The following is a 24,227-nucleotide window of genomic DNA, read 5'->3' on the forward strand; positions in this document are numbered from 1 at the left end:
ATCTAACATCTAAAATTTCCGTATCTTTGAAACACAAATTTTAAATAAAGAGAAAATGAATTTAGCAGACGATTCAAGAATTTGGATTTTTCAAGCCAATCGTAAATTCTCAACAGAAGAAAAGCAAGCTATTACAGCTAAACTAAATACTTTTATAGCAGATTGGAATGCGCATGGTGCTGAACTTTTAGCTGATTTTGATTTACCTTACGATCAATTTATTGTAGTTGGTGTAGACGAAAATCAAGCAACAGCAAGTGGTTGTTCTATCGATAAATTAACGAAAATCGTACGTGAAATTGATGCAGATTATTCGTTCGATTTATTGAATAGAATGTTAGTTTCGTATGAAAATGAGAAAGAAGTTTTTATTGAAAAATTACCAACATTCAAACAAAAAGTAAAAGAAGGAGAAATCAAAAATGTAAAAGTTTTCAATAATGGAATTTCTTCTTTGAATGATTTTAAAAATAATTGGTTGTTACCAATCGAAGAAAGTTGGGCAAAAACATTATTAAATTAAACGTTTAAAATCCAAAAAATAGTAAAGCCGAGTTTAGAAATAAGCTCGGTTTTATTTTTAATAAAATATTGTTGAAAAAACACTATTTTTACGTAATAATAAATTAAAAATACTATGAAAAACAAAGGATGTCTTATTGGTGGAGTGATTCTTTTAGTTCTTGCAGGAATCGTTTTCTGGGGAATTGGAGTTTCGAATACGATCAAAACAACAGATCAAGGTGTGCAAAAACAATGGTCGAATGTAGAAAATACATATCAAAAACGTTCAGATTTAGTTCCAAATTTAGTGAACACGGTAAAAGGTGCTGCGAATATGGAAAAAGAAACGTTAACAGCTGTAATTGATGCACGTGCAAAAGCGACTTCTAATCAAATTAAAATTGATGATCCAAGTCAATTAACAGATGCAAATATTGCGAAATTTCAACAAGCGCAAGATCAATTAGGATCTACATTAAGCCGTTTATTGGTTTCTGTTGAAAAATATCCAGATATTAAATTCAATCAAAATTTTACTTCTTTACAAGCAGAATTATCTTCTATCGAACAAGAAGTTTTATTTGAAAGAAAAAAATACAACGATGCTGCGGAGAAATTTAACAACATGATTGTAACTTTCCCAAACAGTTTAATCGCTGGTTTTACAGGTGCTACGAAAAAAGGTTATTTCAAAGCTGCTGCAGGATCTGAGAATGCTCCTAAAGTAGAATTCTAATCATTATGGGAAAAAAGAAACACAAATTTCTTTCTTCAAAAGATGAAAAAAAAATAATCGAAGCTATTCAAAAAGCAGAGAAAAATACAAGTGGGGAAATTCGAATTCATATTGAATTCGAATCTTCTCCCAATCATTTTGACAAAGCTTTAGAAGTTTTCGAGCAATTGGAAATGCATAAAACCAAAGATCGAAATGGTGTGTTGTTTCATGTTTCGCCAACCGATCATAATTTTACGATTATCGGAGATGAAGGAATTGACAATGCAACGCCAGACGACTTTTGGGACGATATAAAAGCAGATGTTGTCAAGCATTTCAAAAAAGAACATTATGTAAAAGGACTTTGCAAAGGAATTAAGAAAACCGGCAAAGCACTTAAGAAATATTTTCCTCATCAAGAGGATGATACAAACGAATTACCAGATGAAATTAGCTACAGTTAAATACTTTTTTCTAACTTTTTTTCTTTCCATTTTAACCGTTTTTGGGCAAACGCCTGATGAATTGGTTAATATGAAACATCCGCCAAAAAAGCTTGTGCAAGATTATGCTCATGTTTTTGATGCAATGCAATTGGATGAATTAGAACGAAAATTGGTAGCCTATGATGATTCAACTTCTACGCAAATTTTGGTGTTAACAGTTGAATCTTTGGATGGTTATCCGTTAGAAACTTTTGCGAATGATATTGGTCAAAATTGGGGAGTTGGTACACAAGGAAAAGATAATGGAGTGGTAATTGTTTTGAGTGAACAAGATCGTAAGATTACAATCAGAACAGGATATTCGGCTCAGATTTATCTACCGCCAAGTGTCAACAAATCGATTATTGACAATGTTATTATTCCGTATTTCAAACAAGGTGATTACGCTGGCGGAATAAATGCTGGAGTCAATTCTATTTTTCAAGCTTTTGCAGGAAAGTATAAGCAAGACAAACCAAAATCACAAGAACCAGAAATGGATTGGTTTGCATTGATTTTTGCCATAGGATTTTTCATTTTTATCTTCATTATTATTTCGAAAGGTAGAGGTGGTAATAATGGCGGAAATGGTGGCAGACGAAGAAGTTTGTTAGATGATATTATCATTATGAACACAGGAAGTTCTGTTTTCGGTGGCGGAGGTTTCGGTTCAGGAGGAAGTTCTTGGGGTGGATCATCTGGCGGTGGAGGCGGCTTTGGTGGCTTCGGAGGCGGAAGCTTCGGAGGTGGAGGCGCTTCTGGTAGCTGGTAGAAATAAAAGAGAATAATGACAATTAAAGAAGCTATTTTAAAAAGTTTAGAAGATTTAATAATTCCTGTTTATAATACGGAAGTTTATAATCATATTGTAAATAAGAATTATTACGAATTTTTGAAAGGAAAAACTCCCGCATCAACAATTTCAGCTAAACTTGGTGATTTTATTAGAGATGGAGACTCTAGGGTAAAAAGAATAAAGAGAAGTAATGGTATTTATTATTACTATTTAACAAAAAATGAGAAAGAAATTGATTTAGAACTTTTGAATCAAAATAACGAAGATGTTGAAGAGAAAGAAGTTCAAATTGTTAAAAGTAAGGTTTATGAAGAAAGAGATTTACATAAATTATTAAGTAGTTATCTTAAAAATTCAGACACTTATTCAAAAACAATTTTTCACGAGCAATCTAATGGAAAAGATAGTAATCAAATTTGGACTCATCCAGATATTATTGGGATAAAATTTTTGAATCTTCAATCTAAGGTTAGTCAAAATTTCTTGAAATCAATTAATCGTGTTGATACTTTTAAATTGAGTTCTTATGAGTTGAAAAGAGAGATTAATAGCGATAGTGAATTAAAAAAAGCTTATTTTCAAGCAGTTTCAAATTCAAGTTGGGCAAATTATGGTTATTTGGTAGCTTTTGAATTTAGTGATAGTTTAAAAGAGGAAATGACAAGACTCAATCAATCATTTGGAATTGGAATAATAGAACTTAATGCTAATCCTTATCAAAGTAAAGTTTTATTTCCTGCTGTTTACAGAGAATTAGATTTTAAAACTATAGATAAGTTGTGTAAAATTAATAGAGAATTTGAACGATTTATTGAACAAACTGAGAAAATTTTGACAGCAAGCGAAAAATATGTTTCAGGAGTTGAAAAGGAACTAGATGAATTTTGTGATAGATATTTTTTGAATGATACTGAAATAGAAAAATATTGTAAAGAAAAAAATATACCATCTGAAAAATAAAACCAAAAATCCGAACGAAACCGTTCGGATTTTTTTATGACTGAACATTATTCGTTAAATTCGTTTTCTAAATCAGTTTATGGAACTTCTAAATCATATTTACACCAATCAACGCAGTAATACAAACGATACGTCGGATGCGAGATCAGAATATCAGCGCGATTATGATCGTATTATTTTTTCGTCTGCCTTTCGTCGTTTGCAGAACAAAACGCAAGTTTTTCCTTTGCCAGGAAGTGTATTTGTACACAATCGATTGACGCATTCGTTGGAAGTTTCGTCTGTTGGGCGCTCGATGGGAAATTTGGTTGGAAAGTTTATTTCCGAAAATTATCAATTAACCAAAGAATCGCAAGAGTTTTATAAATATAGTATTCATGATGTGATTTCGGCGGCGTGTTTGTGTCACGATATTGGAAATCCAGCTTTTGGACATTCGGGCGAAGATGCAATTGCCTCTTATTTTGATCGTCACGAAACAGATTTGAAACAATATTTTACTGAATCCGAATGGGCTGATTTAATCAATTTTGAAGGAAATGCTAATGCAATCCGAATTTTGACACAACAACAAAACGGAAAATCGGAAGGAGGTTTGCGTTTGACGTATTCTACGTTGGCTGCGATTGCAAAGTATCCGTGCGAATCGGTTGCGAAAGATAAAAGTCAATTGCATCGAAAGAAGTTTGGATTTTTTCAAGCACAAAAAGAAGCTTTTCGAACGATTGCTGAAAAAACAAATATGATTTTGGAACAAGATTCGCCAATTATTTACAAGCGACATCCGTTTGTCTGGTTGGTAGAGGCGGCTGACGATATTTGTTATTCGATTATTGATGTCGAAGATTCGCAACGTTTAGGAATTATTGACCATGATAAATGCCGAAAATTATTCTTGAATTTGGTTGAATCTTTAGATCCATCTCAAATTGATAAAACAAAAAATACATTAAAATCTATTTCAGATAAAAATGATCGAATAGCGTATTTACGCGCCAAATCAATTAATTTATTGACGCAAAAATCGGTTGAAGTTTATCAAAATAATTTTGATCAGATTGTAAAAGGTGAATTTAAAACAGCTTTGTTAGATGTTATTAAAAATGAAACAGAACAAGTAACAAAAAGAGTTTTAGACGAAATTCAACGTTTCTCTATTGAAAACATTTACAACCATCGTTCTGTTCTCGAAATAGAAAATGCAGGTTATAATGTAATGTCTGAATTACTTTCGCAATTTATTCCACCAATTTTGAAAGATGAGAAAGAGCGTAAAACGTTTGAGAAAAAAGCGTTGCGTTTAGTTCCTGCTCAGTTTCTATATGAGAAAGGAACAAAGTATCAAAAGGTAATGGGAATCTTGGATTATGTTTCGGGAATGACGGACAATTACGCAACCGAATTGTATCGCAGAATCAAAGGAATTGAAATTGGAATGACGATTTAAGTACGAAATTAGAAATTCGAGATGAGAATTTCGTAGTTTGTCATGCTGAACTCGTTTCAGCATCTCATCAAAAATTAGCGGTTTCGTCATTCCGACCAATATAGGAATCTTTAGATTCTTCATTTCGCTGAAGCTACATTCAGAATGACAAATAAAAATGAATTCTACGTTTCGAAAACTAAATAACTAATTTCGAGTTTCGTAAAACGAACTTCGAATAACTAAATAACATCACACAATAATGAAAAATGTAACAATACGAGAAGCAAGAAAAGAAGATTGCCTTCGAATTTTGGAATTGATTAAAGAATTAGCTTTATACGAAAAAGCACCAGACGAAGTAACGGTAACCTTAGAAGAAATGGAAGAATGTGGTTTTGGAGAAAAACCAGTTTGGGGTTCTTTGGTAGCAGAAGTGGACGGAAATGTAGAAGGAATTGCGTTACATTACGATCGTTATTCAACTTGGAAAGGACGCAGATTATATTTGGAGGATTTAATCGTAACCGAAAAAATGCGCGGTTCTGGAATTGGTAAATTATTATTGGATGAATTAATTGTTTACGGAAAAGCAAATAATTACCACGGAATGGTTTGGCAAGTGTTGGATTGGAACGAACCTGCAATTAATTTCTACAAAAAATATAACGCCGATTTTGATCCAGAATGGATTAATGTTTCGGTGAATTTTTAAACAATAAAAAAGACTCAAATCATATGATTTGAGTCTTTTTTATTTTGCTTACCGCTTACCGCTTACCGCTTACCGCTTACCGCTTACCGCTTACCGCTTATCGCTATTTCATAAATCCTTCATACCATTTCCACAAAATAATACCTGTACAAACCGAAACATTTAAAGAGTGTTTTGTTCCAGATTGTGGAATTTCGATACACGTATCACATTGATCAATGATTGATTGTTGTACACCATCAACCTCATTTCCCATCACAATTGCATATTTCTGAGATTGGTCAACTTCAAATTCATTCAACAAAACAGAACCTTCCGTTTGTTCAATCGTCACAATTTGATAACCATCTTCTTTCAGTTTTGCAACCAATTCATTCGAATCTTTTACATATTCCCAATCAACAGAATTTTCTGCACCAATTGCCGTTTTATGAATTTCTTTATGAGGCGGAGTTGCTGTAATTCCACACAAATAAATTTTATCAATTAAAAATGCATCAGAAGTTCTAAAAACCGCACCAACATTGTGCATACTTCTCACATTATCCAACACCACAACAATCGGATGTTTTTCAATAGCTTTATATTCTTCCGCAGAAACGCGACCTAATTCGTCTAATTTTAGTTTTCTCATCACTTCGTTTTTAACTAACTTAGCTGTTCAAAATTTATAATAATTTGACAAAAGTAGTAAAGAATAAGGAAACTCCTCTAATGAAACAATATAACACGATTAAGGCGAAATATCCTGATGCGATGTTGTTGTTCCGTGTGGGAGATTTTTACGAAACATTTGGAGAAGATGCTGTGCGAGCTTCTCGCATTTTAGATATAGTTTTAACGAAACGTGCCAATGGCTCTGATAATAGCGCTTTGGCAGGTTTTCCTCATCATAGTTTGAATACTTATTTACCAAAATTGGTGAAAGCTGGTTTGCGTGTTGCAATTTGCGATCAGCTCGAAGATCCAAAGATGGTAAAAGGTATCGTGAAACGTGGTGTAACAGAGTTGGTTACGCCTGGTGTTGCGTTGCAAGATGAGGTTTTATCGTCAAAATCGAATAACTTTTTGATGGCTGTTCATCAAGGTGATAAAGCTTTTGGAATAGCTTTGTTAGATGTTTCGACTGGAGAATTTTTAGTTTCTGAAGGACAAGAAGATCAAGTTGCAAAAATTATTCAATCGTTTCGTCCAAGTGAAGTGATTTACCAGAAACGTGTCAAATATAATTTTTCTGATGTCAAAAGTAAATTTTTGTTAGATGATTGGGCTTTTCAATATGATTTTGCAATTGATAAATTAACCAATCTTTTCAAAACTAAGAATCTAAAAGGTTTTGGAATCGAAGATTTAAAAGATGGAATTATTTCGGCTGGCGCTATTTTAGCTTATTTGGACGATACGCATCATTTCGAAATTCAGCATTTAACATCTATTCAGCGTCTTAATCAAGATAGTTTTGTTTGGATGGATCCATTTACGATTCGCAATCTCGAATTGGTTTATTCTCCACATCCAAAAGGAGTTACATTATTAAATGTTTTAGATGATACCAAAACTCCGATGGGTGCTCGTTTATTGAATCGTTGGATGGTGATGGTGTTGAAAGATTTGAAATCAATTCAACGTCGTCAAAATATTGTCGAATATTTCTACAAATTTGGAGATTTACGTTACGATTTGCGCGAGAAATTAGGTCAATTAACCGATTTAGAACGTTTGGCTGGAAAAGTTTCGACAGGTAAAATTACACCTCGTCAATTGCAACAATTAGCACAAAGTCTTAAAATTTCGGAAGAAATAAAAGAAGTTGCTGAACAATCGAATATCAAAGAAGTTGCAGATTTATTTTCACGAATAGAACCAATTGATGATTTAACGCAAAAGATTTTTGATACACTTTCTGACGAACCTCCGCATCAAATTGTAAAAGGAAATGTGATTAGAGAAGGTGTTTCAGAAGAATTGGATCGATTACGAAAAATTCAGTTTTCTGGAAAAGATTATTTGGATCAAATGTGTCAGCGTGAAACAGAACGAACTGGAATTTCGTCCTTGAAAATTGCGTTCAATAATGTGTTTGGTTATTATATCGAAGTTCGAAATACACACAAAGATAAAGTGCCAGAAGAATGGATCCGTAAGCAAACTTTGGTGAATGCAGAGCGTTATATTACTGAAGAATTAAAAGAATACGAAACACAAATTCTTGGTGCTGAAGAAAAAATTCTTGCAATAGAAAATCAATTATTTATTGAATTGTTACAAGAAATTATTACTAAACTTTTACCAATTCAACAAACTGCAAAAGCAATTGCTTTTTTGGATGTTTTGTCAACTTTTGCAGAAATAGCTGAGAAAAATAATTACACAAAACCTTCTCTTAATGATGGTTTTGAACTAAATATAAAAGAAGGTCGTCATGCTGTAATTGAGCAACAATTACCAATTGGCGAACAATATGTGTCAAATAATGTTGAGTTAAATTCGGATCATCAACAAATTATCATGATTACTGGACCCAATATGTCTGGTAAATCGGCACTTTTACGTCAAACTGCTTTGATTGTTTTGATGGCGCAAATGGGAAGTTTTGTTCCAGCTCAAGCAGCAGATTTAGGAATTATTGACAAAGTTTTTACTCGAGTTGGTGCTTCAGACAACATTTCTTCAGGGGAATCGACGTTTATGGTCGAGATGAATGAAACAGCAAGTATTTTAAATAATATTTCGGAACGAAGTTTGATTTTGTTGGATGAAATTGGTCGAGGAACTTCGACGTACGATGGAATTTCGATTGCGTGGGCAATTGCAGAATTTTTGCACCAAAGTGCCTTGAAACCAAAAACATTGTTTGCAACGCATTATCATGAATTGAATGAAATGTCAAAATCAATGGAACGTATCAAAAATTTTAATGTAAGTATCAAAGAAACAAAAGATACAATATTATTTTTGCGTAAATTAGTTCCAGGAGGTAGCGAGCATAGTTTTGGTATACATGTTGCTAAAATGGCTGGGATGCCAAAACGAGTGGTGGACAGAGCAAATGATGTGTTGAAAGTTTTGGAAGCGACGAAAACAGATGAAGGAATCTCGAACAAAACGGAGAAAATAACGCAGGATAATATGCAATTAAGTTTCTTTCAGTTAGATGATCCAATTTTAGAATCGATTCGAGAAGAAATTATGAACACAGATATCAATACTTTAACACCTGTTGAAGCATTGATGAAATTGAATGAAATCAAAAAGAAACTCGGTAAATAAACTTAAAAATATGAAGAAAATAATTTTAACAGCTGCAGGAGCTTTAGTCTTAGCTTCTTGTGCTACAAATCCAGTTACAGGACGTAAATCGTTGTCATTAGTATCGAATGCAGATTTATTTCCGACAGCTTATAATCAGTATTCTCAAGTTCTTAAACAAGGTAAAGTGATTACTGGTACTGCTGATGCAAAAATGGTGCAAACGGTAGGGGAACGTCTAAAATATGCCGCTGAAAAATATTATCAAGAAAAAGGAATATCTTCTCAATTACAAGGTTATCAATGGCAATTTACGTTGTTGAATGCAAACGAAGTAAATGCGTGGTGTATGCCTGGAGGTAAAGTTGCAGTTTATTCAGGTATTTTGCCTGTTACCAAAGATGCAACGGGATTAGCTGTTGTTTTAGGTCACGAAATTGGTCATGCTTTGGCTGGTCATAGTGCGGAGCAAGCTTCTCAGCAAATGGCAGCACAAGGTTTAGGACAAATTGTAGGTGGATCGATTGGAAATGCAGAATATGCAAAAGTTTTTGAACAATTATATCCTGTAGGTGCACAAGTTGGTTTACTAAACTATTCTCGTAAAATGGAATTAGATGCTGATGTTACAGGATTGTATTTAATGGCGATGGCTGGTTATGATCCTTCCCAAGCAATTCCTTTTTGGGAACGTATGGCGGCGAAAAGTGGAAACGCTGGAGTTTCAGAATTTTTGAGTACTCACCCTTCTGATGCTACGCGTATGGCTAAAATAAAAGAAGCCTTACCAACTGCTTTAGCATATTACAATGCAAGTCCGTATAAAGGAAAATAGAATAGTTTTTATTCATTTATAAAATATAAGCGAGTTAATTTGATAAATTGATTCGCTTTTTTTATATTTAGTATTCAAAACCACAATTAAAATTAAAATGATTAACAATTTTAGAATCAATTCGTTTTCTGAATATAAGAAAGCGTATAAAAAAAGTGTCGAAGAGCCTGAAAAATTTTGGGATAAAATTGCCGGAAACTTCGTTTGGCAAAAGAAATGGGACAAAACACTTGAATATAATTTTGAACAAGCAGATTTTAAATGGTTTCAAGGTGGACAACTAAATATTACCGAAAATGTTTTGGATCGTCATTTAGAAAAAAATGGAAACAAAACAGCTTTAATTTGGGAACCAAATAATCCTTTAGAAGAATCTCGAATTATTACATATCGTCAATTGCATTCTAAAGTTTGTCAATTTGCGAATGTCTTAAAAAATAATGGCGTACAAAAAGGAGATCGTGTGTGTATTTATATGCCAATGATTCCAGAATTAGCCATTGCAATGTTAGCTTGTGCTCGTATTGGCGCGGTACATTCTATTGTTTTTGCAGGATTTTCTTCTGCTGCTATAGCTTCTCGTATCAACGATGCGCAATGTAAGGTTTTGGTGACAGCAAACGAAGTTTTTCGTGGAACGAAATCAATTAACTTAAAAGCAATTTGTGATGAAGCGTTAAAAGATTGTGCTTCTATTCAGTCGTGTATTGTTTATCGTCGTGCTATAGAGCCTACTTCTATGGTTGGTGGACGTGATAAATTTTGGATTGATGAAATGCATAAGGTAGACGATAATTGTCCTGCGGAAATTATGGATGCCGAAGATCCTTTGTTCATCTTGTATACTTCTGGTTCTACGGGAAAACCAAAAGGAATGGTGCATACATGTGGTGGATATATGGTAGAAACGGCTTATTCGTTCGATAATATTTTTCAAATGGAGCACAACGATATTTATTGGTGTACAGCAGATATCGGTTGGATTACAGGACATAGTTACATTATTTATGGACCTTTAGCTTGTGGAGCAACTTCGGTAATGTTCGAAGGAATTCCAAGTTTTCCTGATTTTGGACGTTTTTGGGAAATTGTCGAAAAATTAAAAGTGACACATTTCTATACAGCTCCAACAGCAATTCGTTCGTTAGCTCGTGAATCGTTAGATTATGTCGAGAAATATGATTTATCAAGTCTTAAAGTTTTAGGATCAGTTGGTGAACCAATTAACGAAGAAGCTTGGCACTGGTTTAATGATTATATTGGAAAAGGAAATTGTCCAATTGTAGATACATGGTGGCAAACCGAAACAGGATCTATTTTGATTTCGCCATTAGCAGGAATTACGCCGCTTCGTCCAACGTTTGCAACATTGCCACTTCCTGGAATTCAGCCAGTTTTAATGGATGAACAAGGGAAAGAAGTAGAAGCAGTAAATGAGAAAGCAGAAGGACGTTTAGCAATTAAATTTCCTTGGCCATCTATGGCTCGTACTATTTATGGTGATCATAAACGTTATGTAGAAACTTATTTTTCAACATTTCCGGGATATTATTTTACAGGAGATGGAGCGTATCGTGATGTAATGGAAAATTATCGAATTACAGGACGTGTAGATGATGTGGTGATTGTTTCTGGTCATAATTTAGGAACTGCGCCAATAGAAAATGCAATAAATGAACACGAAGCTGTAGCAGAAAGTGCAGTTGTTGGTTATCCTCATGATATCAAAGGAAATGCATTATATGCTTTCGTGATTTTACAAGACGGAGTACAAGGTTCACCAGAACTTGAAGCAGAAATAAAAAATGGAGTTTCTAAATTGATTGGAGCAATTGCAAAGCCAGATAAAATACAGTTTGTTTCTGGTTTACCAAAAACGCGAAGCGGAAAAATTATGCGTCGTATTTTGAGAAAAATTGCAAGTGACGAAACTGATTTTGGAGATACATCAACATTATTAGATCCAGAAATTGTAACCGTTATTCAGAAAGGAAAAGTTTAAAGTAAGGCTGAAGTTAAGATTTAGCCTAAGTTTATCAAAATAATTTTCAAAACAAAAAGCATTACCCAAAAAGTAATGCTTTTTTTGTTTGATTATTTTAGATAAATTTTCTTATCTAAATTTCCTTTATATAGCCGAGATTCAATGCATTTTTTGTAATTTTGTAGACTTTTTAAAGGTATGATAAAAATTTCACCAGTTTTAGAATCGTATTTAGATCATCATGTGGATCAAGAACCTGAAATCTTGAGCCGTTTACGTGTTGAAACTTACCAATGTACAACGCAACCTCACATGATTTCGGGCGAATATCAAGGTCGTTTGTTAAGCATTTTGTCGAAGATTTTAGCGCCTAAAATTATTTTAGAGTTAGGAACTTTCACAGGTTACGCAACATTGTGTTTAGCGGAAGGTTTAACTGCTGATGGAAAAATCATTACGATGGATAAAAATGATGAGTTAGAATATCTTTGCAGAAAGTATTTTGATGAATCAGAATTTGCCTCAAAAATTGATTTCAGAATCAATGATGCGCGCAAAGAATTGAATACAATTGAAAAAGATTCTGTAGATTTAGCTTTTATTGATGCCGATAAAGAGAGTTATCCTTATTATTTCGAGAAGGTATTGGAACTTCTTCGTCCCGGAGGAGCAATGTTGGTTGACAATGTGTTGTGGTACGGAAAAGTGATGATGGAGGAGGAAGATAAGAAAGATCCTTCGACAAAAATCTTGAAAGAATTTAATGAGATGGTAACGAAAGATGAACGTGTCGAATCGATCATTTTACCAATTCGTGATGGAATTACATTAATTCGAAAAAAATAATGAAGTACGCCATTTGTCAAGTAAGTGTTGCGCCATTGCGCTCCGAAGCAAGAGATTCATCAGAAATGGTGAGTCAGGTTTTGTTTGGAGAAAAGTTGATTATTTTAGAAGAATTAGAAAAATGGACGAAAGTTCAATTGGCTTTTGACGGTTATGAAGGTTGGCTTGATCCAAAACAAATTGTAGAAATTTCGGAAGAAGAATATAATAAAGATTCAATCGAGAAATTTGCTATCAATCCGTACAATCATGCAATGGAAAATGGCTTGCCAATGACTTTGACAATTGGAGCTGAGGTTCGTGCTTTGAATGAAAGTAAAATCAAAATTGGTCCAAAATGTTTTGAATATTTTGGGGTTTATACTTCTGGAAAAAAATCAAAAGATCAATTGGTTGAAATTGCAAAAGCCTATCTAAACGTTCCTTATTTATGGGGCGGAAAATCTTCTTTTGGAATTGATTGTTCTGGTTTAACGCAACAAGTGTACAAAATAGGAGGTTACAAAATTCCGAGAGATGCTTATCAACAAGCGGAAATGGGCGAAGTTTTAAGTTTTGTTGAAGAAGCAGAACCTGGAGATTTAGCTTTTTTTGATAATGCAGAAGGTCGAATTATTCATGTCGGAATTATGTGTGGAAATGGAAAGATTTTACATGCACACGGAAAAGTTCGCATTGATCCAATTGATACAAATGGAATTTTCAATACCGATTCTCAAAAATATTCGCATAAATTGCGATGCATTCGAAAATTAATTCCTTAATAATAAAGCTAAAATCATTTCGAAAGAAATGATTTTTTTGTTTTAATTGAAATCAAATCTAAATAGGACATAATCAGTGATTAAACTATTTTTTAATTGGATTTAGCTGTAACTTTAGTAAACACTAATCGATTGAAATAATGTCTATAAAAATTCCTGAAAATTTAAAAGGGTTATCTGATGCTGAAGTAAAAAAAGCTCAAGAAGAATACGGAGATAATGCGATAAAAAGTAATCAAAATTCTGCTTGGTACAGTTTATTGTTTGATATTCTAAAAGAACCAATGACGCTAATTTTGATTGCGGTATCAATTATTTATTTGTTGGTTGGTGATTTGGGCGAAGCTGCATTTATGTTTGTGGCGATTGTTGCGGTGACAGGAATTTCTTTTTACCAAGATTCTCGTAATCAAAAAGCTCTGCAAGAGTTGGAAAAGTTGAACGAACCTTTGAGTTCTGTTATCCGTAATGGACGATTAGTTGAGATTCCAACACACGAAATTACAATTGGTGATTTGTGCGTGACGGAAGAAGGAAAAATGATTAATGCGGATGGGAATATTGTTCATAGTAATGATTTTTCGGTGAATGAATCTGCTTTAACAGGCGAAAGTATGTCAGTTTTTAAAGATATAGATCATCCAGAAATTTACAGTGGAACTTTGACGGTTTCTGGATTGGCCATTTTTGAAGTGACGGCCATTGGAGCAGGAACAAAATTAGGGAAAATAGGAACGTCAATTTTATCTATAAAAGAAGAAAAATCGCCTTTGCAATTGCAGATAGAAAAATTTGTGAAAGGAATGGCAATCATTGGAATCATTGTTTTTGTAATGGTTTGTGGATTCAATTATTTTCAAACAAAAGATATTGTAAGCAGTTTATTAAACGGTTTGACTTTGGCAATGTCTATTTTACCCGAAGAAATTCCAGTTGCATTTACCACATTTATGGCATTGGGTTCATGGAAATTATTACGCGAAGGAATTATTGTAAAAAAGAGTAGCGTTGTCGAAACTTTAGGAAGCACAACTGTTATTTGTAGTGATAAAACAGGAACAATTACCGAAAATTCGATGAAATTGAAAGCGATTTATGATGCAAAAACGTCTTCTGTTTTTGATGAAAATCAATTCAAAAATGTAGAAATTTCTGAGATTATACAATATGCGATGTGGAGTAGTGAACCTGTTCCGTTCGATCCGATGGAAAAAACGTTGCACCGAGTTTACGAACAAACGCAGCTTGATGAGCGCAATCAATATCAAATGTTTTTCGAATATCCTTTATCTGGGAAGCCTCCCATGATGACGCATTGTTTTAAAAATATCGATAATCAACGAATAATTGCAGCAAAAGGTGCTCCAGAAACAATTCTGAATGTTTCTAACTTATCTGAGGAAGAAAAAAATCAATTAAAAAAAGTAATTGATGATTTTGGATTAAAAGGTTTTCGACTTTTAGGTGTTGCGAAATCTAATTTTGAAGAGGATAATTTTCCAAAACATCAACAAGATTTACCATTCGAGTTTTTAGGATTCGTAGTTTTTTATGATCCTCCAAAAAAAGGAATTAATACTGTGTTTCAACAGATTTATGATGCGGGAATAAAAGTAAAAGTGATTACGGGTGATAATGCTGAAACAACAAAAAGTATTGCAGAACAGGCTGGAATTTTACATGCAGAAAATAGTATTACAGGAAGTGAGATTGCTCAACTTTCGGAGACAGATTTGTTACAAACGGCTCATGATAAAGTGTTGTTTGCTCGTATGTTTCCTGAAGCGAAATTGGCTGTTGTAAAAGCGTTGAAAGAAGATGGAGAAGTAGTGGCAATGTTAGGTGATGGCGTTAATGATGGACCTGCCTTGAAAGCGGCTCATATTGGAGTGGCGATGGGTGAAAAGGGAACTGAAATAGCGAAACAAGCGGCGCAATTAATTTTGACGAATGATGATTTAGGTAAATTAGTAGTCGGAATTGCGGCAGGAAGACGTATTTATACGAATCTAAAAAAAGCTGTTCAATATATTATTTCTATTCATATTCCGATTATTTTAATAGTTTCGTTGCCGTTGTTTTTAGGTTGGGTTTTTCCTCAAATTTTTACGCCAGTTCACGTTATTTTCTTAGAATTGGTAATGGGACCAACGTGTTCTATTGTGTATGAAAATGAACCATTGGAAAAAGATTCGATGAAAAGAAAACCTCGTCCAATGACCGAAACTTTCTTGAATTGGAAAGAGCTTTCGACAAGTATTATTCAAGGAATTATAATCACATTAGGGTTGTTGTTTGTATATCAATATACTTATCAACTTGGAGGAAATGAAGAGAAAACACGTGCAATGGTTTTTACAACGTTAATTTTCTCGAATGTTTGGTTGAGTTTAACCAATCGCTCATTTTATTATAGTTTGTGGTCAAGTTTCCGAAACAAAAATAACTTAATGGTCTATGTCACAGTTTTGACATTAGTAATACTTTTTGCCATATTGTATATACAACCAATTTCATTGTTTTTTAAAGTAACTTCATTAAATCTAAATGAATTAGGAATCACGATGCTTGTAGCAATGCTTTCTGTACTTTGGTTCGAAGTGTATAAATGGATAAAACGTATAAGAAAAAATTGAATAAATAATTATATTTAGGTTTATTGATTCGTTATAACGAATCAATAAACTCAACTGTTTTAGCCAAAGTTGGCGTTCTATTTTCCTTGTAAGGTGTATGTTTTGCATCAGGAACAAGATAACTTTCTTTTCTTCCTTTTACATTGTTGATAATTCCATTTACTTGCTCAATCGAACCATATTCATCATCAATTCCTTGAATAACCAAAGTTGGACATTCGATGTTTTTTAATTCTTCTCGAATGTCAAAATCAATAAAATCTGGGCGTAACCAAGTTTCTGTCCACATCTCAAAAACTTTCTGCGTTTTATCGCCATGATATTTTGTCAAACGTTCTTTCAAATTAGTTTCTGCATATGCAATTTTAGCATCTCTGATTCCTTGTAATGAAATTTCTTCCACAATAATGTGTGAACCAACGACAACGATTCCTTTTAAATTTTGATGATATTTCGCTGCGTAAAGCAACGTTATTGAGCCACCATCGCTATGTCCAAATAAAATAATGTCTTTGAAGTTGAAATGTTGAATCAAATCATTCAGAAAATCTGCTTCATCGTGCATATAAGTTAATTCGCGACGATCAATAGTAAAAGGCGACGATTTTCCATAACCTTTTCTATCGTAGATAAATAAATTACAATTCGTTTTTTCGGCAACTTCTTTTGGGAAATCTCTCCAAAGTTGCGTAGAACCTAAAGAATCGTGTAAGAAAATAAGTGTTGGTTTTGCTGGATTTATTTCGTGGTGATAATAATATATATTGGCGTTGTTGATTTCTAAACTATTTTGGCTTTCCATTTTTTGTTGTGATTTTTTCGAAAGTTAAAGATAACAAAAATGCCTCGATTTTATTTATTCGAGGCATTTGTTTATTTTGTTGAATTAATATCTTTATTAAGCTTTTCAGCCATTCTTTCAAATTCTATTTTGAATCTATTTTTATATTCTTCTAAAAATAAATATTGACTTTCTTTTGGTTGGGTTAAATTTTTTGTTGTAGGATCAAATGTATTTGTATCAAATTTTACAGATTTCCATTCACTGTTTACTAATCCATCATTTTTAAAACCTGAAAAAGCCATTTCTAATTTTCCAGTTTTAAAATTATAATACATCATTCTTAATTTATTGTAAAAATAGATTCTTTTTTTTGTTCCATCATGTGTCGTTATTCCAAAATCATATGTGTCGTCAAACGTATTTTTGAAAGGATTAAATGCAGTATAAATATCATGTCGGTCAATAATTATTAGATAATCAATTTTTTTATTAATACAAAATTGATTAAGTGCAGATATTATTTTCTTGTTAGGAAAATTAGTACTTGCTGTCGAGTAATTAGGAGATATTTTTTCAAAAACAGAAAAATTAAAATCATTGTATTTTGTTACATTAATATTGTTCTCTTGAAATAAGGAATCTATAAAGGGAGAAATATTATATTCTAAATTTTCAGTATGTTTTACGTCAAATTTTGTAGCTGTATAATTTTTTAAGTGAGCATGTTTTAAAATCGGATTATAACTTTCTATAAAACCTATTTTTTGAGCAAAAAGCATATTTGTTTGAATGAATAAGGCAATAATAACAATAGAAAATAATTTCATAAAGAGATATTTTTTCTAAATATATAAAAAAAGCCTTAATCATAAATTAGATTAAGGCTTTATATAGTTTTAGAATTATTATTTGATAAAATCTGTAATAATTTCTAAGGTTTTCGCTTTTGCAGTTTCTAAATCGTCGTTCAATAAAATGATATCAAAGTCTTTTGCTTTTTCCATTTCAATTCCCGCTTTGTCCAAACGTTGTTTCAATTTGTCTTCGCTTTCTGTGTTGCGAGAAATCAAACGTTCTTTCAAAATTTCTAAAGATGGAGGATTTACAAACACTGTTAAACATTGATCTCCGTACAATTTTTTGATATTCAATGCACCAATAACATCAATATCAAAAATCACAGAATTTCCTTCTGATGTAATGCGATCAACTTCTGATTTTAAAGTTCCGTAAAAATTATCGCGGTAAACTTCTTCGTGTTCGACGAATTCGTCGTTTGCAATTTTTGCTTTAAATTCTTCTGGTGTTAAGAAATAATAGTCTTCTCCGTGAGTTTCACCTTCGCGTTTATCTCTAGTTGTACAAGAAATAGAAAATTTGATATTTTCCAATTGTTCTAAAGCGTAACGAACCAAAGTTGTTTTTCCTGCGCCTGATGGAGCTGAAAAGACGATTAATTTTCCTTTTTTCATTATAAAATGTTTAACGATTGTTCTTTAATTTTTTCTAACTCATCTTTCATCTGAACAACAATTTTTTGCATTTCAGAATGATTTGATTTTGAACCTAATGTATTGATTTCACGACCGATTTCTTGCGAAATAAATCCTAATTTTTTTCCATTAGATTCAGTTCCAGCTAATTCTTTCAAGAAATATTCGCAATGGTTTTTTAAACGAACTTTTTCTTCTGTAATGTCCAATTTCTCCAAATAGAAAATTAATTCTTGCTCAAAACGATTTTGATCAATATCAACTTTTACTTCTTCTAAACGTTTATTGAAACGTTCTTTGATAGTTTCAATTCGTTCTTTTTCAAAAGGCACAACTTGTGTTAAAAGCTCCAAAATATTATTCAAGTTTAAAGTCAAATATTTCTCTAAAACTTTTCCTTCGTCTAATCTAAATTGATTTAAAGCGTCAATTGCATCAATAATTGTAGCACGAATTTGATTCCATTCGTCTTCGCCCAAATCGTCTTGCGTGTACGAAATAACGTCTGGAAGGCGCATTACTACAGGCAATAATTCACCTTCAGTCACATTTGGCGTGATTGATTTGAATTCTGCCATATAACTTTTGATTAATTCAGCATTTATATTTTGATTTCTTGCAGCAGGATTTAACTCTACCAACATCGAAAAATCAACTTTTCCACGTTGAACTTTTTCTGAAATAAGGTTTCTGATTTCTAATTCTTTTTCACGATAAAAAGAAGGAATTCTCGTGTTTAAATCCAGTGTTTTACTGTTTAAAGAACGGATTTCTATCGTTACTTTTTTCTCAGGTAATTCCAATACGGCTTTACCGTAACCTGTCATAGATGCTATCATAATTGTAAAATTATGCGAACAAAATTACAATAAATTAACGTAATGCGAACTGAATTATCATCTTTAATCATTTTAAAGTTTAACATTTTGCTAAAATTTTAATGAACTTAAAACATTTATCTTTAACAAAAATCAAACTAAAATTATACTATGACAAATCAAGAATTGTACAAAGGAATTGCTGAAGATGGATTGAGTTTACCTTCTACAATGGGAATTTTTCCTTCGTCGAAAGATTTTGTATTCTCGAGAGAATCAATCGAAAATAGTCTAAAATCAACGGATTATTTTCAATTAATCAATTTTGATCTTATCGAAATTGATAAAGACGAAAATGGAGCTGTAAAGCAAGAATATCAACTTGTAGTGTCTTATTTGGAAGAAGAATTTGATGTGAATTTGTATGTTGTGGATGCGAGAAGTAACGATTATTCTGAATTTGGTTTCGGAAATATGATTTCGGATGAAGAAATGGAAGTTGCGACTCAACAAGATTTTTATTTGGAATCTGTAATGTATTTTGGAAATGATGCGTTGGATAGTTTTCATTTGCAACTAAAAATAATGCAAGCCATTGTCGAAAATCCATCTATTGTTGTCGATTTTATGCCTTATCGTTTGCTTTCTGGTAAATGGGCGAAAGTGACAGCTGAGTCAGAAATTCCACCTGCGCCTTCGTATTTATATGTGATTCATGGCGTTTATGATGAGGACGAAAATGGCGATCGCGTGTATTGGATGCATACGCATGGTTTGCATCGTTGCGGTTCTGTGGAATTGGAAATGTTGAACATCAAAGATGGAGTAGAGCAGATGAATTCGGCTTTGGATATGATTGTAAATGCGTTTATCAAACCAGATTTTCGTTCGCCAGAAAATGAAGAATTTAATATTGGTTATGATGGTTTGGATATTACATTTTGTTGGAAACGTTGGGAAGATGTGGTAAAAGATTATCCTGCAACAATTCCGGGAGGTTATAATGAGCGTCAGCCAGAAAACGAAAATTACGAACCTTGTGGCGTTTTGTTAGCGGTGCAAGAAGGACATACATTGACGCCAGAAGTTTATGCGGCGACAATTGCAGATAATCCGATTTTCTTTATCAGCGATCAGGAAACGGAACGAATGTCAGCCTTGGCTTATCAACGTTTTGAATCGTATAAAAAAGCATTTAATACGTATTTTAATCCAGAAGCAGATGAAGAAAATTATTATCGATTTTTAATCAAATTAGGATTTGATGTCGATCATGAAATGAATAAGGAACATATTTGGTTTGATGTGTACGGAATCAATGAAAACAACGAAATTTTTGGTGTTTGCTTGAATCGTCCTTATGCTGTAGAAGGTTTGAATGAAGGAGATGAAGGTCTTTATCCGCAAGAAATGATTACCGATTGGTTAATTTACACGCCGACAAACACCATCACTCCTGATAATATTTACACTATTGATTAATCAACACGCCATTTTTCCAAACATGCGTTGGTTGTAATTGCCCTTGATAATAGATAATATTACGATAATCGAAGGTAGAGAAGCTGATAAAATCGGCTTTTTTACCTTTTTCTATTGTTCCACGATCAGCTAAATTTAATGCTTTTGCCGCACGAAAAGTAATTGCAGCTAAAACTTCTGCCATTGATAATTTCTCGAAAGTAGCCAAAACAGAAGCTTGTGTCAGAAGATTTCCCATTGGAGCAGAACCAGGATTCCAATCCGAAGCAATCGAAACGCAACAACCAGCATCTAACAATTTTCGAGCAGGCGCATATTGCATTCCCAAACCGATAGAAGCACCAGGTAAAACTGTTGCCACAACATCAGAATTGGCTAAATTTTTCACTTCTTCTTCTCCAGAAAATTCTAAATGATCTGCACTCAACGCATTATATTTTGTTGCTAAATAACTTCCTCCAGCTGTAAATTGATCAGCGTGAATGGTAATTTCAAATCCTTGATTTTTTGCTTCATTTAAGAAATAATCGCCTTCTTCAACAGAAAAAGCAGATTGTTCCACAAAAATATCGATACGATTTGCTAAATCGTCAGCTTTCAATTTTGGAAAAACTTCTTTCACCAAAAGTTCTAAATATTCTTTGTTCGAACCTTCAAAATCTTTTGGTTTCATATGCGCACCTAAAAAAGTCGGAACTAAATCAATTTCACTTTCTTGATTCGTCATATTTATTGCTTCTAACATTTTAATTTCGCCTTCAACAGAAAGTGCATAACCCGATTTAACCTCAGCAGTTGTGATTCCTTGTTTGGCTAATTGAGCAATATGTTTTATGGTAATATCTTTCAGTTCATCAACTGTTTTCTTACGCGTTTCTGTTACAGTAGACCAAATTCCTCCACCACTTTCGGCAATTTCTAAATAAGTTTTTCCGTCCAAACGCATGGCAAAATCTTTGGCGCGATTTCCTCCGAAGCAAACGTGTGTATGCGAATCCACAAATCCAGGAAGAAGAATTTGTTCTGTTTCTATTTGTTCAATTTCGATGGTTGGATGTTGTTGAGAAAGTGTTTCGAAATTTCCAATTTCTACAATTGTTTCATCATCAATAATAATTCCTCCATCTTCGAGAACTTCGACTTGGTTTTCGTGAATAGCACCTTTTAAAGGTAAATTGGCAAGTGTTATAATTTGTCTGAAAGGACCGATTAATTTCATTTTTGTTATTTTATAACACAAGTTTACAAAATTTAAGGGAGATTGTGTTCGAATTTCGAAACTCGTTTATCGAATTTCAAAGTTTTTATTTTCACGAGATGTGATTCCAAAACGAGTTTGGAATGACTTAATTTGACTCGTAAATAGGTTTGTATTTTGAGTAATATTCTTGAAATTTCTTAAAAATAAATTCATCCTTATTGTCCAAATTTATATTTGCGTAAGGTGAAGATCCGATATCTTCAAGTATTTCTAAATCGATGGTAATTTGATAGAAAATTTCTAAATCTAAATCATAATCTAATTCAGAATAAATATGATACATTGTATTCATAGCAGTGTCTTGATTTAAATTATTATTAATAAATTTTTTAGAAATATAAAATGCATATTCCTTTAAAATAGATTCTTTATCATCAATTATAAAATTCAAATCACTTAAACTTTTAAAGAAATAATCTTCTCTTACAATTGTATTTTCATCATCTAAGCCAGCAAGAATATATAAATTTTCAGTTTCGTAACCTATTTTAAGAATTTCAATAGACCATTTTACTAACTCGAGACTATCAAATGGATGCAAGTATCGTTTAGCTAAAACAGAAATTGTTAATTCACGAAAAGTCATGATGCAATATTAAATTTTATCAGTCGATAAAATAGCGTAGCCATAATTATCTGCCCAGCCAGATTTTAGAGGAAGTAATTGTCTTGTATGCGCTTCTCGTATCATGCCAACTTTTTCAAGAACTTTGTAAGATCCAATATTATCAACAGCGCATCCAGCTTCGATTCTGTGAAGATTTAACGTGTTGAATCCAAAAGAAATAATTTCTTTTAAAGCTTCTGTTGCAATTCCTTTGTTCCAAAAATCAGGATGTAATTTGAACCAAATTTCTGCATTTTTGTATTTAGCTCGACCTAAATTTAGAGAAATTAATCCAGCAAATTGATTATCATTTTCGATAACAAAAGTATAAGCTTGTGGTTGTTCTCCTTGATTAGACTTTACTAAATCTTTTACATGAAGAACGGTTACTTCTATATTTTCTGGAATTCCTAACGTGTTATATTGATCAACTTCTTCGATAGAATGTAATTGGTGAATTGTTTCAGTATCACCAATTGTGACTGGTCTCAAAGTTAAACGTTCAGTTTTAAGAATTACATTCATATCAATTACTTTTTTTTCAAATAAGTAGGGTCGTTTGGATATTTGATTAATTTAACTAATGTAATAATTGTAAAAATAACGAAGATTAATATCACAATTGCGCTAAGAATGATGCGGTTATTTTGTTCGTTGTTGAACCCAAGGTAAAGCTCGAAAGCTGCCCAAACAATCATTAAAATTTGTGGTAATAGTGCGCCGAAAATATTTTTTGTCATTTTATTCTTCTATTGAGCTGTAAAAATAAGAAAAATAAAAAACCTGCTTATTAAAAGCAGGTTGAAAATATTATTGAGCGACTAATTTTGTTTCATTAAGAATTGGTTCCTTTTTCAGAATGTTAGTTGCCACTTCTACAGTTTCTTCTTTTTCTTCGAAAATTGGCGCTTCTTGTATAAATGCAGTTGCTGGCGCTTCTTCTACTTTTGGTGGAGTGTTATCAAATTTGTAATTAAATCCGATACCAAGTGTTTGTTTTATCTGCGTTTTCTTGATTTGATCTTCATCATACAGTAAATTTAAACTTACTTGTGCCGAAACAAACTTGTTCACTTTCATATCCAAAATTCCTTGATAAGCAACGTCCATATTTCCGAAATTTTTCAGATAATCAGCGTAAATTCCAACACGGTTATCATAAGAAATTCCTTCCATAATTTGTAATTTGTATCGCGCACCTAAATATGCACCAAATTCGAATAATGTTTTATCGCCATCATTTTTAAGTCCAAAGTTTCCTTTTTTCTGTAAATCTTTGTCCAAAACAAATGTCATTCTTGGTGTAAATGGATGAATATTAACTTGGAAATTTTCGTTTGGTTTGTAATCCACACCCAAACCTAAGCTTAAATAACCTGGAGCCATTAAGCCTGAGATCTTCGTTTTTGGATCTGTTGAATAATCAAAACCATCTGTAAATTGCGTACGAAAATTCATAGAGGCAGCTAAATACCAATTATTTCCGATGCTGTAACCATAAGAAGAAGTTAAGTCGATAACATCATTTGTTTTGCGAGAACTTTCACCTTTGTTAGTCTGGATTCCATAGCCCAAAACGACACGATTATCCCAGATATGCTTTTCTTTTGTCAAGTTAAATTCGTAATCTAAACTTCCGTTCAGCGCAAATGAATTTACACCTCCCGCAACCCAATTACTGAATGCACTTTGAGAAAATAAAAGTGAATTATTTCCTGAAACAAACCAGCCAGGTTGACGACCATCAAATTTCTGATCTTTTAAATAACGCTTGCTATCAGTAGCTACTTTACCATCTTTTACTGTTTGCGCAAAAGTTGTAGCACTTCCTAAAATTGCTAATGTAAATAAAATTTTTTTCATA

Annotated in this window: 24 protein-coding genes; 14 read left to right on the forward strand and 10 right to left on the reverse strand. The window is 32.8% G+C overall.

All coding sequences use genetic code 11. The annotated features are described in order from the left end of the window. The first annotated feature begins 55 nt into the window (after positions 1-55). The 7 genes from N5D90_RS14765 to N5D90_RS14795 all read left to right on the forward strand — a co-directional run bounded on the left by N5D90_RS14765 (position 56) and on the right by N5D90_RS14795 (position 5,604). On the forward strand, positions 56-523 hold the full coding sequence (locus N5D90_RS14765; protein WP_115001473.1) for an ABC transporter ATPase: 468 nt from the start codon (positions 56-58) through the stop codon (positions 521-523). A gap of 114 nt (positions 524-637) precedes the next feature. Then, positions 638-1,240, forward strand: a complete 603-nt coding sequence (locus N5D90_RS14770; protein WP_038332025.1) for a LemA family protein — start codon at positions 638-640, stop codon at positions 1,238-1,240. 5 nt (positions 1,241-1,245) lie between these two features. After that, positions 1,246-1,686 carry a TPM domain-containing protein gene (locus N5D90_RS14775; protein WP_038332028.1) on the forward strand — a complete coding sequence of 147 codons (441 nt, stop codon included), beginning with the start codon at positions 1,246-1,248 and terminating at the stop codon, positions 1,684-1,686. Continuing rightward, positions 1,667-2,479, forward strand: coding sequence for a YgcG family protein (locus N5D90_RS14780; protein ID WP_280063040.1), 813 nt, complete (start codon positions 1,667-1,669; stop codon positions 2,477-2,479). Before N5D90_RS14775 ends, N5D90_RS14780 begins: the two co-directional genes overlap by 20 nt. Positions 2,480-2,494: 15 nt before the next feature. After that, positions 2,495-3,463 carry a hypothetical protein gene (locus N5D90_RS14785; protein ID WP_280063042.1) on the forward strand — a complete coding sequence of 323 codons (969 nt, stop codon included), beginning with the start codon at positions 2,495-2,497 and terminating at the stop codon, positions 3,461-3,463. Between the two features lie 79 nt (positions 3,464-3,542). Continuing rightward, complete coding sequence (locus N5D90_RS14790) at positions 3,543-4,910, forward strand: deoxyguanosinetriphosphate triphosphohydrolase (RefSeq protein ID WP_280063043.1); 1,368 nt, start codon at positions 3,543-3,545, stop codon at positions 4,908-4,910. 241 nt (positions 4,911-5,151) lie between these two features. Then, positions 5,152-5,604: a GNAT family N-acetyltransferase gene (locus N5D90_RS14795; protein WP_280063044.1), complete on the forward strand. Its 453-nt coding sequence runs from the start codon at positions 5,152-5,154 to the stop codon at positions 5,602-5,604. A gap of 103 nt (positions 5,605-5,707) precedes the next feature. On the opposite strand, the gene N5D90_RS14800 is transcribed toward N5D90_RS14795, so the two are convergent. Beyond that, positions 5,708-6,238 (reverse strand): RNA methyltransferase, encoded by a 531-nt coding sequence (locus tag N5D90_RS14800; protein WP_038332036.1) that lies wholly within the window; start codon positions 6,236-6,238, stop codon positions 5,708-5,710. Positions 6,239-6,318: 80 nt separating this feature from the next. Between N5D90_RS14800 and mutS the strand changes: the two genes are divergently transcribed. The 6 genes from mutS (at position 6,319) to N5D90_RS14830 (ending at position 15,918) form a co-directional block, all read left to right on the forward strand. Beyond that, on the forward strand, positions 6,319-8,874 hold the full coding sequence (gene mutS, locus N5D90_RS14805) for a DNA mismatch repair protein MutS (RefSeq protein ID WP_280063046.1): 2,556 nt from the start codon (positions 6,319-6,321) through the stop codon (positions 8,872-8,874). Positions 8,875-8,884: 10 nt separating this feature from the next. Further along, positions 8,885-9,688 carry a M48 family metallopeptidase gene (locus tag N5D90_RS14810; protein WP_180904988.1) on the forward strand — a complete coding sequence of 268 codons (804 nt, stop codon included), beginning with the start codon at positions 8,885-8,887 and terminating at the stop codon, positions 9,686-9,688. A gap of 97 nt (positions 9,689-9,785) precedes the next feature. Beyond that, positions 9,786-11,690, forward strand: coding sequence for an acetate--CoA ligase (acs, locus tag N5D90_RS14815; protein ID WP_280063048.1), 1,905 nt, complete (start codon positions 9,786-9,788; stop codon positions 11,688-11,690). 180 nt (positions 11,691-11,870) lie between these two features. After that, on the forward strand, positions 11,871-12,518 hold the full coding sequence (locus tag N5D90_RS14820) for an O-methyltransferase (protein WP_125348752.1): 648 nt from the start codon (positions 11,871-11,873) through the stop codon (positions 12,516-12,518). Then, a complete protein-coding gene (locus N5D90_RS14825) occupies positions 12,518-13,282 on the forward strand; it encodes a C40 family peptidase (RefSeq protein ID WP_038332052.1) in 765 nt (254 codons plus the stop codon). Before N5D90_RS14820 ends, N5D90_RS14825 begins: the two co-directional genes overlap by 1 nt. 140 nt (positions 13,283-13,422) lie before the next feature. Next, positions 13,423-15,918 (forward strand): cation-translocating P-type ATPase, encoded by a 2,496-nt coding sequence (locus N5D90_RS14830; RefSeq protein ID WP_280063050.1) that lies wholly within the window; start codon positions 13,423-13,425, stop codon positions 15,916-15,918. A 31-nt stretch (positions 15,919-15,949) separates the two neighbouring features. On the opposite strand, the gene N5D90_RS14835 is transcribed toward N5D90_RS14830, so the two are convergent. The 4 genes from N5D90_RS14835 to N5D90_RS14850 all read right to left on the reverse strand — a co-directional run bounded on the left by N5D90_RS14835 (position 15,950) and on the right by N5D90_RS14850 (position 19,034). Then, positions 15,950-16,720, reverse strand: a complete 771-nt coding sequence (locus N5D90_RS14835; protein ID WP_280063052.1) for an alpha/beta hydrolase — start codon at positions 16,718-16,720, stop codon at positions 15,950-15,952. A gap of 71 nt (positions 16,721-16,791) precedes the next feature. Next, positions 16,792-17,529, reverse strand: a complete 738-nt coding sequence (locus N5D90_RS14840; RefSeq protein WP_280063054.1) for a hypothetical protein — start codon at positions 17,527-17,529, stop codon at positions 16,792-16,794. Between the two features lie 78 nt (positions 17,530-17,607). After that, positions 17,608-18,174, reverse strand: a complete 567-nt coding sequence (gene gmk, locus N5D90_RS14845; protein WP_125348755.1) for a guanylate kinase — start codon at positions 18,172-18,174, stop codon at positions 17,608-17,610. Then, positions 18,174-19,034: a YicC/YloC family endoribonuclease gene (locus tag N5D90_RS14850; RefSeq protein ID WP_280063056.1), complete on the reverse strand. Its 861-nt coding sequence runs from the start codon at positions 19,032-19,034 to the stop codon at positions 18,174-18,176. The genes gmk and N5D90_RS14850 overlap by 1 nt, the downstream gene beginning before the upstream one ends. A gap of 150 nt (positions 19,035-19,184) precedes the next feature. Here N5D90_RS14850 and N5D90_RS14855 point away from each other — a divergent pair, with 150 nt between their 5' ends. Continuing rightward, a complete protein-coding gene (locus N5D90_RS14855; protein WP_280063057.1) occupies positions 19,185-20,495 on the forward strand; it encodes a DUF4026 domain-containing protein in 1,311 nt (436 codons plus the stop codon). Here N5D90_RS14855 and hutI read toward each other — a convergent pair. From hutI to N5D90_RS14880, 5 genes are all read right to left on the reverse strand, one after another. Beyond that, the gene (gene hutI, locus N5D90_RS14860) at positions 20,485-21,714 is read right to left on the reverse strand and encodes an imidazolonepropionase (RefSeq protein WP_280063059.1); all 1,230 of its coding nucleotides are present in this window, start codon (positions 21,712-21,714) and stop codon (positions 20,485-20,487) included. The genes N5D90_RS14855 and hutI overlap by 11 nt on opposite strands. Positions 21,715-21,841: 127 nt before the next feature. Continuing rightward, the gene (locus N5D90_RS14865; RefSeq protein ID WP_280063060.1) at positions 21,842-22,342 is read right to left on the reverse strand and encodes a hypothetical protein; all 501 of its coding nucleotides are present in this window, start codon (positions 22,340-22,342) and stop codon (positions 21,842-21,844) included. Positions 22,343-22,351: 9 nt separating this feature from the next. After that, on the reverse strand, positions 22,352-22,888 hold the full coding sequence (locus tag N5D90_RS14870) for a GNAT family N-acetyltransferase (RefSeq protein WP_038332071.1): 537 nt from the start codon (positions 22,886-22,888) through the stop codon (positions 22,352-22,354). Between the two features lie 5 nt (positions 22,889-22,893). After that, positions 22,894-23,103, reverse strand: a complete 210-nt coding sequence (locus tag N5D90_RS14875; protein WP_038332074.1) for a hypothetical protein — start codon at positions 23,101-23,103, stop codon at positions 22,894-22,896. A gap of 70 nt (positions 23,104-23,173) precedes the next feature. Next, positions 23,174-24,226 (reverse strand): DUF3078 domain-containing protein, encoded by a 1,053-nt coding sequence (locus N5D90_RS14880; RefSeq protein ID WP_038332077.1) that lies wholly within the window; start codon positions 24,224-24,226, stop codon positions 23,174-23,176. Position 24,227: the final 1 nt, after the last annotated feature.

Source organism: Empedobacter sp. GD03797 (assembly GCF_029842105.1).
In the GTDB taxonomy this organism is placed as follows: Bacteria; Bacteroidota; Bacteroidia; order Flavobacteriales; family Weeksellaceae; genus Empedobacter; species Empedobacter falsenii_C.